This is a genomic window from Bacillus sp. NTK034, assembly GCF_017303275.1.
GTDB lineage: Bacteria > Bacillota > Bacilli > Bacillales > Cytobacillaceae > Cytobacillus.
Window position 1 is genome coordinate 386,919 of sequence record NZ_JAFKOJ010000002.1, and the last position, 12,564, is coordinate 399,482.

Annotated in this window: 13 protein-coding genes; 1 reads left to right on the top strand and 12 read right to left on the bottom strand. The window is 40.3% G+C overall.

Annotated elements, in window-relative coordinates:
* Nucleotide 1 precedes the first annotated feature (1 nt).
* The 3 genes from JI665_RS08130 to JI665_RS08140 all read right to left on the bottom strand — a co-directional run bounded on the left by JI665_RS08130 (nt 2) and on the right by JI665_RS08140 (nt 2,207).
* On the bottom strand, nt 2–655 hold the full coding sequence (locus JI665_RS08130; protein WP_206839325.1) for a hypothetical protein: 654 nt from the start codon (nt 653–655) through the stop codon (nt 2–4).
* Nucleotides 561–1,757, bottom strand: coding sequence for an FtsK/SpoIIIE domain-containing protein (locus tag JI665_RS08135; RefSeq protein ID WP_206838557.1), 1,197 nt, complete (start codon nt 1,755–1,757; stop codon nt 561–563). Before JI665_RS08135 ends, JI665_RS08130 begins: the two co-directional genes overlap by 95 nt.
* 267 nt (nt 1,758–2,024) lie before the next feature.
* Nucleotides 2,025–2,207: a hypothetical protein gene (locus JI665_RS08140; protein ID WP_206838560.1), complete on the bottom strand. Its 183-nt coding sequence runs from the start codon at nt 2,205–2,207 to the stop codon at nt 2,025–2,027.
* Nucleotides 2,208–2,337: 130 nt separating this feature from the next.
* On the opposite strand from JI665_RS08140, the gene JI665_RS08145 reads away from it, so the two are divergent.
* Nucleotides 2,338–2,532 (top strand): helix-turn-helix transcriptional regulator, encoded by a 195-nt coding sequence (locus JI665_RS08145; protein WP_206838563.1) that lies wholly within the window; start codon nt 2,338–2,340, stop codon nt 2,530–2,532.
* 168 nt (nt 2,533–2,700) lie between these two features.
* On the opposite strand, the gene JI665_RS08150 is transcribed toward JI665_RS08145, so the two are convergent.
* The 9 genes from JI665_RS08150 to JI665_RS08190 all read right to left on the bottom strand — a co-directional run bounded on the left by JI665_RS08150 (nt 2,701) and on the right by JI665_RS08190 (nt 12,543).
* Nucleotides 2,701–3,393 carry a peptidoglycan recognition protein family protein gene (locus tag JI665_RS08150; RefSeq protein ID WP_206838566.1) on the bottom strand — a complete coding sequence of 231 codons (693 nt, stop codon included), beginning with the start codon at nt 3,391–3,393 and terminating at the stop codon, nt 2,701–2,703.
* Nucleotides 3,390–3,806 (bottom strand): phage holin family protein, encoded by a 417-nt coding sequence (locus tag JI665_RS08155; protein WP_206838569.1) that lies wholly within the window; start codon nt 3,804–3,806, stop codon nt 3,390–3,392. Before JI665_RS08155 ends, JI665_RS08150 begins: the two co-directional genes overlap by 4 nt.
* A 33-nt stretch (nt 3,807–3,839) precedes the next feature.
* On the bottom strand, nt 3,840–4,025 hold the full coding sequence (locus JI665_RS08160; RefSeq protein ID WP_206838572.1) for a hypothetical protein: 186 nt from the start codon (nt 4,023–4,025) through the stop codon (nt 3,840–3,842).
* 5 nt (nt 4,026–4,030) lie between these two features.
* Entirely contained in the window at nt 4,031–7,966 is a 3,936-nt protein-coding gene (locus JI665_RS08165; RefSeq protein ID WP_206838575.1) for an LPD38 domain-containing protein, read from the bottom strand.
* Nucleotides 7,967–7,991: 25 nt separating this feature from the next.
* Nucleotides 7,992–8,786, bottom strand: coding sequence for a peptidoglycan DD-metalloendopeptidase family protein (locus JI665_RS29110; protein ID WP_206838577.1), 795 nt, complete (start codon nt 8,784–8,786; stop codon nt 7,992–7,994).
* Nucleotides 8,787–8,797: 11 nt separating this feature from the next.
* The gene (locus JI665_RS08175) at nt 8,798–9,568 is read right to left on the bottom strand and encodes a hypothetical protein (protein WP_206838580.1); all 771 of its coding nucleotides are present in this window, start codon (nt 9,566–9,568) and stop codon (nt 8,798–8,800) included.
* Nucleotides 9,569–9,885: 317 nt separating this feature from the next.
* Nucleotides 9,886–10,137, bottom strand: coding sequence for a hypothetical protein (locus tag JI665_RS08180; protein ID WP_206838583.1), 252 nt, complete (start codon nt 10,135–10,137; stop codon nt 9,886–9,888).
* Between the two features lie 11 nt (nt 10,138–10,148).
* Nucleotides 10,149–11,018, bottom strand: a complete 870-nt coding sequence (locus JI665_RS08185; protein ID WP_206838586.1) for a hypothetical protein — start codon at nt 11,016–11,018, stop codon at nt 10,149–10,151.
* Between the two features lie 10 nt (nt 11,019–11,028).
* A complete protein-coding gene (locus JI665_RS08190) occupies nt 11,029–12,543 on the bottom strand; it encodes a hypothetical protein (protein ID WP_206838589.1) in 1,515 nt (504 codons plus the stop codon).
* Nucleotides 12,544–12,564: the final 21 nt, after the last annotated feature.

Genomic DNA, 12,564 nt, shown 5'->3' on the forward strand with positions numbered 1-12,564 from the left:
ATTACTTTATTTCATTAAAGGTTTTCACCTCGTGTCTAATACTTCTGCCTTTCAGCCATTCCTCGAATTTTCTTTTCCTGTGATCTGTTGTAGTGAAGAAATAAAGTATGGGTGTCTGCTGGTGTTCCTTCCTCACCATCGGCAGTATATCAGCATAGGAATTAATTTTCTTTCTGTTTTCTGCCATATCCCTTGCATTGTCTACTTCAATCAAATGAACATACCCATTGCGAGTAAACATAGCATCCGCTCTTACTTTCGCTGTATTGCTGAACTTCATATTGCTGTTAATGATTGCATCTAAACCGGAGTAAGGTTTCAGCTGCGCTTCTAGGGTGTACTCGTTCTGCCAGTCTGCAGGACAATTAAAGTGAAGATACACTTCATTCCGAAGTAGAGTGTGAGCAATCAAAGTGGGTTTCTGTGAATCCTTATCAGATCCAATGAAGCTGCGCCCGTCTTTATTAAGGTAGATCACCTTTTCCCGCTCGAAAAACGTTTCGTTGATATAAGGTTTTAAATGCCTGTTTATTGTTTGGGCCATGTTCCGATACTTCAAGTCATGGATTCTTTGTAGGTGTTTGATTTTCACCATTCCCAGCCGGTCTATCGTTGTGAGTAGACTTTCCACCCTCTGCTGTGTTGAGGATAACATCACTTCTTCCCTCCATCATCTTAAACATCATTTTATCGTCAATATAAGGCACCTGTACGGTTCTTTTCTTCTCGATAAGGTAAATAGCCCTGCCAGGAATAGAAGGTAAATCTTCGGCTCCTGTTTCGTCTAAGAGCACCCTGCTTGCAACTTGTGAAGCACATATAAAAGATAAACGGGCCACAATGTTCATCTTTACTTGCATAGGTACAGCTTCTTTTGTCGGGTATTGGGTAGCATAAATTAATCTATATCCAAGTCCTCCCCCTATCCTGGCAATTTCACTTAATGCCCCCTGACAAAATTCTGCGTACTTCCTTGCTTCTTTCGTTTTGACAATAGAAGGCGATAACTCCGCTCCTTCATCGACAATAATGAATGTGCGCTTTTTGATGGGCGTGTCAATAATATTCGAATAACCTTTATCACGAAACATCAGCTCCCTTTGTTTTAATTCTTCGGTGATCTTGAATAATACCTCTGCCGATTCTCTAACATCACAAGCAACCTCTTTCACCTGTGGCAAAACTTTGTATTTGTAAAATTCTAACCCTGCTTTAAGGTCCAGGATATAAAACTCAACATGTTCCGGATTGTTTAGAATAAGCGTGTTCATGACTTCTTTCATAAAAACGGTTTTCCCGAATCGTGTTACTCCCCCATTTAACAGATGACAGTACTTTTCGAAATCATGATAGAGGATTCCTTGATGATTCTGTCCTATAGGTACTTCCCATGTGCCAGGGCGTAACAAATCAGATGTGTAATTCCATTTTTCGGGTAGTTTATGATGATATACGTGAATCTTTAACAGACCATCAAACTCATAATCAACTTCTTTATTTAATCCATCTTTTAAAGCTGGCAAAAGACTCTCAAATGCTTCTGATGGTACACCTAAAGGGAGATTGTATAGATAGGTGGTATAAGTATTATTGTCGTGTTTTCGCTTTAATTTGGGGTATTGTAGGCTGTCTTCTTTCTTTACTCCAACTTTACGGTTAATGAATATCTGCTGTATTTTCCTTTCATCTTTCATGGGTCGTTTTGGAATCATGGCAGCACCGGCAACAGCTAAAGGAAGGGCAAGCCATTCAATCATTTGATTCGCCCATCATAGTTGAACAGTAATCACAGTAATCTGATTGACTAGTGAAATAATTATCCTCAAATTCTTTTCCGCAATTATCGCAGGTCTTCACATAATCCCCTCCAATATTTTCTGATGGATACAGAAGAAAATAGATATGTGATAACTTATCAGGCGCAACTAAAACGAACAAAAATAACCAAGACAGACAATAAATAAAAACTCACTTTGAACTGTACAAAGAAAAGTTACAGTTCCAGACTGTTCATCATTCTGTTCTTAGAAAAACGTCTTGCTCAATACTTTCAACAGCCAGAGGATAGCCCCGTACTTGCTTACCTCCATGAATAAACGGATCATTTCCCCATTAATAGGGAACCCTGACACCTCCAAAGCGTGCAGCAGGACAAGAATAGCTCCAGATGCTCCAACAAATGCTATACCAAACGTAAAGGGGTCCACGATGTTCACTCCTTTCTTCGTTGTGTAGTTCATTGTATGTTGATAGCCCAAATAATTGCCTGTACCTGTCACAAAATTTTGGTAAAGGATAAATTAATTATTTGACGAAACACTAATAGAGGTGTTTATAATGCTAAAAAGCCGAATAGGAGAGCTTTTGAGGGTTTCTAAATACAGGAGAGAGTTTATAATAAAAGAACTGGATATAAGCAAAAACACCCTATCTAATTGGGTGTCAGGCAAGACTTATCCGACTATAGATAAAGCGTTTTTGCTGGCTGAACTGTTAGAAGTAAAGGTTGAGGAGTTATATGAAAGAAAGTAAAAAAATGTGCCTATACTGCGCCAAGTGGCATCCTGAAAAAGAATTGTGGGTGCTATTAGGGGAGCATTACTGCAGCAAGTGTTATCCGGAAGTGTATGACAATGTGAAGAATCTGCCATGGAATAGGGGAAAGCCCTGTGCAGAATGGATATAGCACAGGGCTTCTTTTTATTTTTTTTCTAATTTTTCAATTTTACGGGCCAACGGAATCAAAGCACTCCATACATACATCTGATTAACTTCTCGGAAAGGATTTTTTCCGTCAGTAATGCCTAATCTCATGGCTTCTGCCTGGATTTCTTTTTCCTTATCGTTTAACGCTCGTTCTGACACACCTTTCACTCTCCCTTGTTCCAATTTTCCTCTTTCCGCAATACAACGATTTAAAAACTCCTGCATACGGCCTTTTAAAAGGTTTGTCGGGCAGTTTTTACCGCTCCAATGCTTATGAGGAACTACTTTATGAGGTGGAATGTTAAACTGCAACATTATTTGACCAATCACAGCAGCTGCGTTTTCTAGTGCCTTCTCGAAATTACCGTCAGAGTTTACGCAAATTTCCACCCCGATTGATTTACGGTTCCCATCCCCGTAAGTACCATCGCCCGCATGAATCCCGCACTCGTCAAAAGGAAGAGATTGAATAGCCTGTACATCATCAACTTGGATGTGCCAGGAAGCTTGCCGACTATTACCATTCGATTGAAGGTTAGCGTGCGCTTGCGCATTAGCCCCTTCACCGGTGTTTGCAGTCTCGTGAATGGTGATGTATTCAGGAGACATTTTAAAGGTTGTAAGCTTTCCTTTAACGTTGTATTTAGGCCGCTTATCAAGTGGAATGATTTGCTGTTTAATTATCACTTTTTATCCCCCTCATGCTTATCTTTCAATTGAGAGAAAGCCTGTGACAAGAATTTAGGTACCGTTACATCTAGTCTGCCTAGATTTTCAATTAAGCTAATGCCTTCTGTAGCAATTAAAAACATGATCATGGCATTTCTCATGAAATGATTATCACTGCCTGTTACCTGGTCCACAACATTTGCCGCAATAATCATGACAAACATTCCGCCTTTTTTAGCTAATCCTTTATAGGCGTTCTTAGATGATACTCGCTTATCATAAAAGGCTGCTAGAACTCCTGTAATAAAGTCACAGGCCATTAAAATAACAAAAGCAAGTAGAAGCTTATCTAATCCCCCAAATAAATAAGCGACACTTGAAATAGTGCCGCCTGTGATTACTGTATATAAAGTGTCAGTGTTATGTCTCATTTTTATCTCCCCCAAAATAAAAAGAGAGCTTTATCAGCCCTCTTGATTCTTCTTAGCGTATTTATCCTCTTTATGAGGTAACAGAACACCCATAATTAACCCAATGAAAATTAAAAGAGCAATTAAGCCCCACATCCAAAATGGTTTATCAGGGATAATTGTAAAGATTACACCGCCTATGATGATTAAATACACGGCTATCCAGTGATACCATGCCAATTTTATCACTCCACATTCTTTAGTTGTTGCATAGCTTGGCGAGCAATGTCATTTCTCAACTTGTTCAGTTGATCTACCGCACGTTTCTTTTCGTCACCTGTTAATTCTTTTGTGTTTTCAACCGTACGGATTTCTTTGTTAATGTCACTTACTTGCTTAGTTACATCATTAACATAGTCATAAACAGGTTCTTTTTTGTACTCGCTGCCGTTTGTTTTAGCAGATCCACGCTCTTTAGACAATTTGTCTTTCATCTTATACAATTGGTCAATGGATTTACCGGTAGATGACTGATTAACTAAGAACGCTTTTGTTAAAGGTGCTTGGTCAATGCTCTTAGTAGGCTTTTCTGGCTTATCATTGTCATCGGCAAACCAATCAATTACACTATCAAGTCCACTTGTAGCATAGGTTCCCAACCCACCTGTAAAGCCTTGAATCGAATTGTCAATTACCCGTGGTGATCCAAAATTTCTGAAAGCCCCTTGTCCGCCTGTTACCTTATCCACTTGTTTCCCTACAATCTTAGCTGTTTCAGACGTATTAATGTCGTACTGGTCAGGAAATTCCATGTTTTGCTCTCGTTGAGGAATAATCGGGCCTTGTCGGAAGAATGAATAGTTTGCCATACCCTCAACGATTGGTGCAATACCCGTTAGCATTGTTGGGATTGCAGCTTGTGAAAAACCATCTTTCAGCCAACCTTTAAAGGCTTCTGGGTCGTTTTTCTGTGCAAAGTCCATGGCTCTTTCAACTGTGTTAGAGAAGGCAAATGCTAAATCAAACGGTTTCGGAATTCGGGCAATCTGATCTGTACCAGGTATAGGAACAAGCCAAAATGTGTCCTTTAACCATTGTGGCGCATCATCAATAATTTCCCTTTGCTTATCGTTAGAGTATGTTTCCTGGGCTAATCTTGCGCCTATGGTTGGGATAGTAACTGCCGCCATAGCTTTTCCAGAAACTTTAACCGGATTCTCTTTAAATGCCCGCCAAAGTTTACTCTTACCTTGGATATTGGCATTAAGGAAAGCGACTACTTTGTTTGCTTCTCTAACACTAATACCCGCTCGCCCAAAGTCCATAATATCTCTAGCTCGATATGCAGCTTCTTCTGGTGAAGCTCCTGACCGTTTAGCTGCTCTGAATTCGCCTACTTTCGTAGCCGATTCACTCACATCAGCAATAGTCCTTAACATATTAATAGGGGTATTAGGTCTAAGGTTCTTTATTAAAGAAGTATACGTTTTAGGGTTTAATACATCAATATAGTTTGTGTTGACTTCTTTAATTGCCTTTTTCAGCGTATCACGGTGTAATTCTCTATCCATTGAGATAATGTTACCGTAACCGCCATTCTCTTTTACCCACTCTTTATAAAGGTCTCCTGATGTTTTAAACTCCTTATTCCCTATTTTTATGGTTCTACCTTTCCAAATAGACTGCCATAAACCTACAGGAAAATCGACAATTGGATTGAATCCAGAATTAGAAACAACAAATGCCTGTGGTACGTCACGCAAAGGGTTACGCAAGCTGAACTCTGGTGTTAAGGTTGCACCGGCACGAAGCAAGGAAGCTGGCTTTTGAAGTATCTTAATAAGTGTATTCGTACTCTCTTTGTCTAAATTCATTAAAGTTTTATACACTTCCGGAGGAACTTCATACTTTTCTTTCTTGCCATTATTAAGCACAGATATAACATTCAACCGGCTTGTGTCCTCGTTATCTGCTATCTTCCGAATAAAATTGCCCTCTACATCTTTTTCAGCTAATTTTGCAACTTGTGAAGATACTTTGTTCTTATCAATGGCATTAACTGCTTTAAAGATGTTTTTAACCATGCTTTCAATCGGATCAATAACATCACGGCTGGAACCCTCTAATTTCTTAATAGGGTTTGCTGCGTTTGCCATCGCCTTATTCATGCCGCTTGAAAACTCAATTTTGTCATCATCAAATGAACGGAATAGAGACATGTAATTAGGCCATTTCTGCTTCATGGTCGCTACTTGTTCTTGGCTTAGAATCGGTTTTTCACCAGAAGAAATCATATCCAGGACATTGTTATTTACTCCTAGTAATTTCTTTCTCATAGCTTCCATTGATTCTGAACCTAATTTACTAATCACATCTTCAATTTCCGCATTCGTGAATCCGGAATTAATCCCTTTCGAGTTTACATCACGGGCATGAACCGCTAAAGCATAGTCACGAAGGTCATTAAGTTTAATTTTATTCGTCTGCAGGTCCTTTAGAATTGGCTGAATCTGTTCTTGAACAATCATATGTGCCTTTTCTGGGCTTCCTCTAAATAGCCGGGCTTGCTTGTATAAACTATTCTCTGCGCTTCCTACTTTTCCTGCTATTTGCTTTTCAAGAGTTTCCAGAGGTGCCATATCATCCACAAATTGAGTGCGCAGGCCTTTAAGTATGCTGTCTTTCTTCTGTGGAGTATCATTGATTCTTGCACGGAATGTGTTGGCATTGCCCTGTGATTGCCGCTGTGTATCTAATAATTCATCACTTACACGGGCTAATTCTGGTTCTCTAACGCTTGCACGAGTTTCAATCGGTTCAAAGTCTCTGCCTGAACGTAAAGAAGGAGGTTCAACTGTACGAGTTGCCGCCACTTCATTAAATCTCGGAGTGATGCTTTCAGTTTGTCGTGAGGTTTGGCGAGTATTAGAGATTAAATCATCAAATAACTGATCGGACTGTCCTCTCGTGCTAGGTGTAGTAGATGGATTAAATCTATCCATAACACCTTCACTAGGTCTACCGCTGTAAGTAGGCACATCACCTTTAGCAAACCTTGATAGGGCGTTCCCCGCTGCTTTACCCGCTCCATAAAGGGCAGGATCCGCAACTGCACCTAAACCGATACCCAACCCAATATGTTTAAGGTTATCTTTAAAGTTAGTATCCTGTGGATTTAAGCCTTCTCTTACATAAACTTCTCCAGCACCTAACATACCGCCTGTAATGGCCCCTTCTCTTGCTAACTGACCGACTTTCCTTGCACCTGTTGAACCGGCTTTAACGCCTAATCCCGCACCTCTGACAGCCTTATATGCACCGGCACCAGGGATTAAGTAACCTAAAGCATCATAACCGAAGTCAGCAACCTTCCCGCCTGTGCTTCTGCCTTCATTCGTAAACTGTGAAGCCTGATTGCCATGGGTCTTTTTGTAAGCCTGATCTAGGATTCCTAATGTTCCGGTATTAGCAACACGGGTTAATCCTCGTGTGGTTTCCTTAGTTACAGCAGAACGCTCTGTTTTAAGAGCATCATTCACGTTTCCTTTAATGGCTTCCTTGATACTTACATCATCAAAAGGGTTAATTGCCTGACCAAACCGCTTTAAAGGGGTTAAAAAGTCATTCAAAAGGGAGGGAGAATTTTTTTTTTGCTCTTTCGCCTTCACTTTCGGAGGTTCAACAGTTTTCGGATCCTGATATTTTTTTAGATGGTCTTCGATTGTAGGCTTGCGATTAGCTTCTTTTTGCTGTGAACTTGAAAACTGTTTAAACTCTCGCTCTGAACGAAATTGTCCATTAGAAACAGCTGCATACATAGCATCTATATAATCATTCAAGTTATATCCCTGTTCTTTAACTGCTGCTTTCAATCGTGGATCGTTTCGGATGTTTTCAGCATTCCTACTTGCCCCATCTCTCCGAAGCACAGAGTTGTTTTCCGGTTGCATCCAATAATCTAGTGCATCCTCATATGTTCTCTTTTGAGCCGCTTTTTCAGCCTCTTTACGTGCTTTCTCCGCTTCTTTAACACGTGCGTTATACTCTTGTTTAGCGAAGTCTGCTTGTACCTTCTTACGCCCAATTTCATAGGCAGAAGAAAGGCTCGCATTATACGAGCCTTTTCCATGTCTATTTTCGAAATAAGGTTTATATTTATCAGGGTTAAAACTTGATGGCATGTCTCCACCGCCTTATTTTTATACATCAATAATAATTTTTCTTATCCCAGTGCAATAAAGCTTTCTCAGGCGTACCATATCTATCTTTAATATACTGGGCAGTCATAATAATTTGATTTACAGGGTCATCATAGCTCATGCCCATTTTCTTTTCGTAATCAGACCTAGTTTTCTTTAAGAACTGACCATATCCCCAAGCAGTGCTTTTTCCGTTCTTCACACCAGGATTCCATGTGGACTCCCTGCCGATTAGTTCAGTTAAAGCTACTACCCAATTAGAAGGTATTTTACCTGTCTGTAGGGCTTGCGCTAGGTGCTTCTTATACGACTGATAACCAGGTGCCTTTAGTGCTTCATTCTTCGTTTTCCATGTGTTCTTATAGGAACTGCCGCCTTCTTTTGGTGCAGATGCTTTACTGGCTGACATTCCTTTGATCACTTTAATCGGATCCACATAATTCCCTTTCTTATCAACAATCTTCAAGTCAAGGTGTGGTCCGTCTGATTGACCGCTGCTGCCGATTAATCCAAGAGATTGACCGACACCAACCTTATCCCCTACTTTTAATTTCGGTGCGTTTTTCATGTGGATATATCTATATTGATTGCCGTCTGCGCCACGAATAACTACACCATGACCGGCAGTTTTATTGTTTACAAAGACTTGCTCAACGGTACCCGCTGATAACGAAGGGATATTCTTTCCATCGGCTTCACCAGGTTTCAAGCCAGCGAAGTCTACCCCTCTATGAGTTTCGTTTCCTCGATTTTCACCGAAAGGACTAGACACTCTAAAGTTATTTAAATAGTAGTCCGCCACCCCCTTTCCGCCTACGGAAGAAAATCCATTGCACTGTAGTAATCTAGTTCAGCTTCATATTGGCCTTTTTGGAGATTGCCGTTGTACTCCATTTCATGTAATCTCCAACCCATTTCCTCACCTAATTCAGCAATTCTCTGCTGTAATTGAGCCTTCTCAGAAGCCGACATGTTATTGAATTGATACTCTCTCCATGCTCTGTCTGCTTTTTGTGATGATTCCCACTCAGCATCACCACGAGCATCACGGCCCTTCTGATATTCGAATTGGTCTTTGTTCCACTGACGGTTATACTTCTGTTCAGATTCCCATTCAGCATCACGACGGGCATCACGCTGTTTCTGGTAACCGAATTCATCGTTATAACGGTTATCTAAGACAGAATCACGGTAACGACCGTAACCCACATCTTCTGCACGGTTATAGGCATCGTACATAGCTCTAGCTCGTTCTGCTTCAATAGCATTAAGCATTGCCTGTTCTTCTGCAGGATTGTTAAGGTCTGCAATTCTCCGGTCAAGATCATCGATTGTCTGCTGTTCCTGTAGGTTCAGCTGATTCAGAGAGCTGACACGCTGATTGTTCATTGCAGCATTAGCAGATACGTTTTCACCTGTTGCTGTAAGACCCGCATTAGCCATGACTTCACGTAATCTCTGTACATTCTGCTGATTGACAGCATCAGTCTGATTCCTCATTTGCTGATACTGTGGAGCCACTTGTGCTTTCTGCTGATTTATTTGACCAACCGCTTTATCCCGCTGCGCTTGCAACTGTTGCATTTGGGATTCCTTCTGCTTATTGAACATGTCATTCAAATACTGCTGTTGCTTATTGAACATGTCTGTAACTTGCTGATTCATATCCGGTGTAGGATTCGTGTTAATGTTCCACTTTGCTACACGGGAGTTGTAATCATCCATCTGCGCTTTAGAAACGCCTGTGTTGTTTTTTAGGGCGCTCCCTATGTTGTTGATGTACTTCATGTCTATTTGCTTTGTATAGTCCGAATTTGGGTTGGTGTGACGATAAAAACGTTCTTCTTCTTTACTTGTAAACTGTGGCACTGCCGCCATATTTTCACCCCTTTAAAAGAGATTTATATAAATTTCACACTTTTGGTTATTACATCTACGTAAAAACCTTTACAGTTCGCAAATTCCAGGGCGAAAGCACCGAATTGAAATGATATTACATCAAATGAACCCCGGTTTCTTTCCCCTAACACTTGGTAGGTTTCAATATCCTGTTCTACAGACGTTTCGATTACAGAGCCTTTTCGTTCGCCTGTATCCAAAATGACATGACCGGTTTCTTTATCAAAATACAATTTTCTGCCGATGCGATTCACCCTAGCCACCTCTATTCATAGGCGATCCAATTGGCTACATAATTAGTTAAAGGTAAATTCGAAATCTGTATATTAAAACCATCACTGGTTGTAGTAAACACACCGTTATAAAAAGTCGTTGGGTCCACTTTAAAAACTGATTCAGAGGTTATACTGTTTTTTGGACCCATTGCGATAAATTCACCACCGGAATAAACAAGGACATAGGAAGGTTTAAACGACAATCCATTAACAGTAAATTTGTCATTGTTATTGACCGTTACACTACCGCTTGCAAATCTTTTCCCGGTGTTGACGTTGGCTACTTTCCCAACTAAAGAGGTTAATGATTCGGTGCCGCTAGAGACTTGGCCTTTATTAGTCAGATTAGTCGCAAGAGTGTTTTTGCTGTTTTGGATATGCGTTTTTAACTGTGCGAAAGTTTCCCCGCTTGTAGCCGGTGAGCCAATAACGCCCGCAATATCCGTTTTACCGTTATTGGCATATTGAAAAAGGTTCGTAAGAATCTGTTGGACATTATCACCTGTTAATCCAGAAACACTCGCGCTGATGTTAGTAGCATTCTTTGCATCAGTCGATAGTTTCAATGGTGTAATGGATCCATCCGGGACTTGACCCAACATTGTGAAATCAATTTGTTCTTTAAGCCACTCTAGGGTGCCTTGCAAGTCTGCAGGGTTAGAGGAAAATTGCGACACTCCAATTTCCTGTGATGCAGTGGATGCCTTCAATTCATCTATCAATTTATTTAGATAGACCCTTACTTCCTCTGGTGACGAATCGAAATACGCCTTTAGTTCGCCAGCTGTTAGCTGCTGATTTGGTTTATCGGCTAAATCTGATACTTTCTTTGAAAAAGCTGTCAATTTTTCAAAACCCATATTCTCACCTCTATTTCACGTAAGATTGATATTTATATTTAACCCCGCATGACAGAATTCCCAGAGCTTCATCAGGCTTTTCATTCTTTAATATCAATTGGAAGTGAGTAACCTTCTTAGCCTTGATTTTCACTGCAGATTCTTGCGGGAATATGCTTGTTAAGAAAGAGAAATTATTGAAATCTAAGTCTCTGAAATCCATTAGATCCATACGGTTAGATTTAACAAGGCCGCTTTCTTTTTTATTTGTTACATAATAAAGATCTGTCGAAGTTCTTGTTGCAGGCTTCAAAGCATAGTACACTTTTTCAACTAACTTCCTTTGTTCGTCTGCCCCGAATGTGAAGTGCTTTGATTTCCAATAGGCGCTGATTGGTTTTCCGTCATCGTGATAAGCATTTATTTCCGTGTCTTGATAGAAGCGCTGTATCAATCCATCTTTAGTGCCGAAATACAAATAGCCATCCATTTCAAAGAAACAGGTGGCGGGGATATTGTTATATAGGAACCATTCTCCTATGGCATAATCGAATAGATAAACATTTTCATTGACCGCAAGCCAATATTTTTTGTCGTATTCGAAAGAAATAGCCTTATCTAAGTTCGGTTCTTTTAGTAATTTAGCTTCTACCGCTTCTGATAATCGGGAAACATTCCTTTCATCCCTCACATTAGATGCAGTCAGCATATATACACCGTTTTTAGAGAGCGATACAGGGTTATTCTCGATGATCTGAATAGAATTAGGGGCAATGGTCCCCACTTGGTCATTAATTGGCTTAGAAGGGAAGCTGGCTTCTCCATTGTTAAGTTCGAAAGATACCTGGTGCTTCCCGTTAGCCCTTTCGATAACCAAATAATCATATTGTTTTGAGAATCCCATCACTTTATCAGGGAACTTATAAAACCTGTTTTCAGGGAAGTACGCAGGATTATATAGATCACTCGCCCACACGTATTCAGGCATATCCGGATTACCACTCACAAACACCCTTGTATCATTAGAACCGCCATAGATAACATGAAAACGGCATTTTTTAATCCGTTCAGCAAATCCTGCGAATGTCTTATAGGCTGTTATGATAACATTATTTGTTCCTTTTTCTGGCGCTGCATTAAATGTAACTTTGCCGTTTACTCTGTCTACTGTGAATCCGTTGCCTTCATTCATCGGTGTACCGTTGACTCCCGCTGTTAAGGGTGTATCATCTAACTCTTTAAGCGTGAGAACAAATTCAGTTGCCACACCATCTGCAGAAAAGGAGTCTTGGAACCCTTTGCCTAAAAGGTTGAAATCCTCATAAGCTACGCCGCCGCCGGCAGGATCTTTTGAGATAGAAATCTTAGGCACATAAGGTGTAACTTCTGAGAAGGTTTCACCATCATAGGTTAAATAATGTTCTCCATCCATCAGATACGCTTTGTCATTCATCATAAAAAAAGAAACCTGGCTATTTGCCACGTTCCCATAAATTTCGACCGGTCTCACCAGATCCGTATTTAATTCATTTTCCCATGTAAGCATGTGTCACCATCCTTTCAAACA

Bases quoted from the DNA above. Each gene is read 5' to 3' on its own strand.
- JI665_RS08175 (WP_206838580.1), bottom strand. From the start codon at position 9,568: ATGCAACAGTTGCAAGCGCAGCGGGATAAAGCGGTTGGTCAAATAAAT.
- JI665_RS08185 (WP_206838586.1), bottom strand. From the start codon at position 11,018: ATGGGTTTTGAAAAATTGACAGCTTTTTCAAAGAAAGTATCAGATTTA.
- JI665_RS08130 (WP_206839325.1), bottom strand. From the start codon at position 655: ATGTTATCCTCAACACAGCAGAGGGTGGAAAGTCTACTCACAACGATA.
- JI665_RS08145 (WP_206838563.1), top strand. From the start codon at position 2,338: ATGCTAAAAAGCCGAATAGGAGAGCTTTTGAGGGTTTCTAAATACAGG.
- JI665_RS08165 (WP_206838575.1), bottom strand. From the start codon at position 7,966: ATGCCATCAAGTTTTAACCCTGATAAATATAAACCTTATTTCGAAAAT.
- JI665_RS08190 (WP_206838589.1), bottom strand. From the start codon at position 12,543: ATGCTTACATGGGAAAATGAATTAAATACGGATCTGGTGAGACCGGTC.
- JI665_RS08155 (WP_206838569.1), bottom strand. From the start codon at position 3,806: ATGAGACATAACACTGACACTTTATATACAGTAATCACAGGCGGCACT.
- JI665_RS08135 (WP_206838557.1), bottom strand. From the start codon at position 1,757: ATGATTGAATGGCTTGCCCTTCCTTTAGCTGTTGCCGGTGCTGCCATG.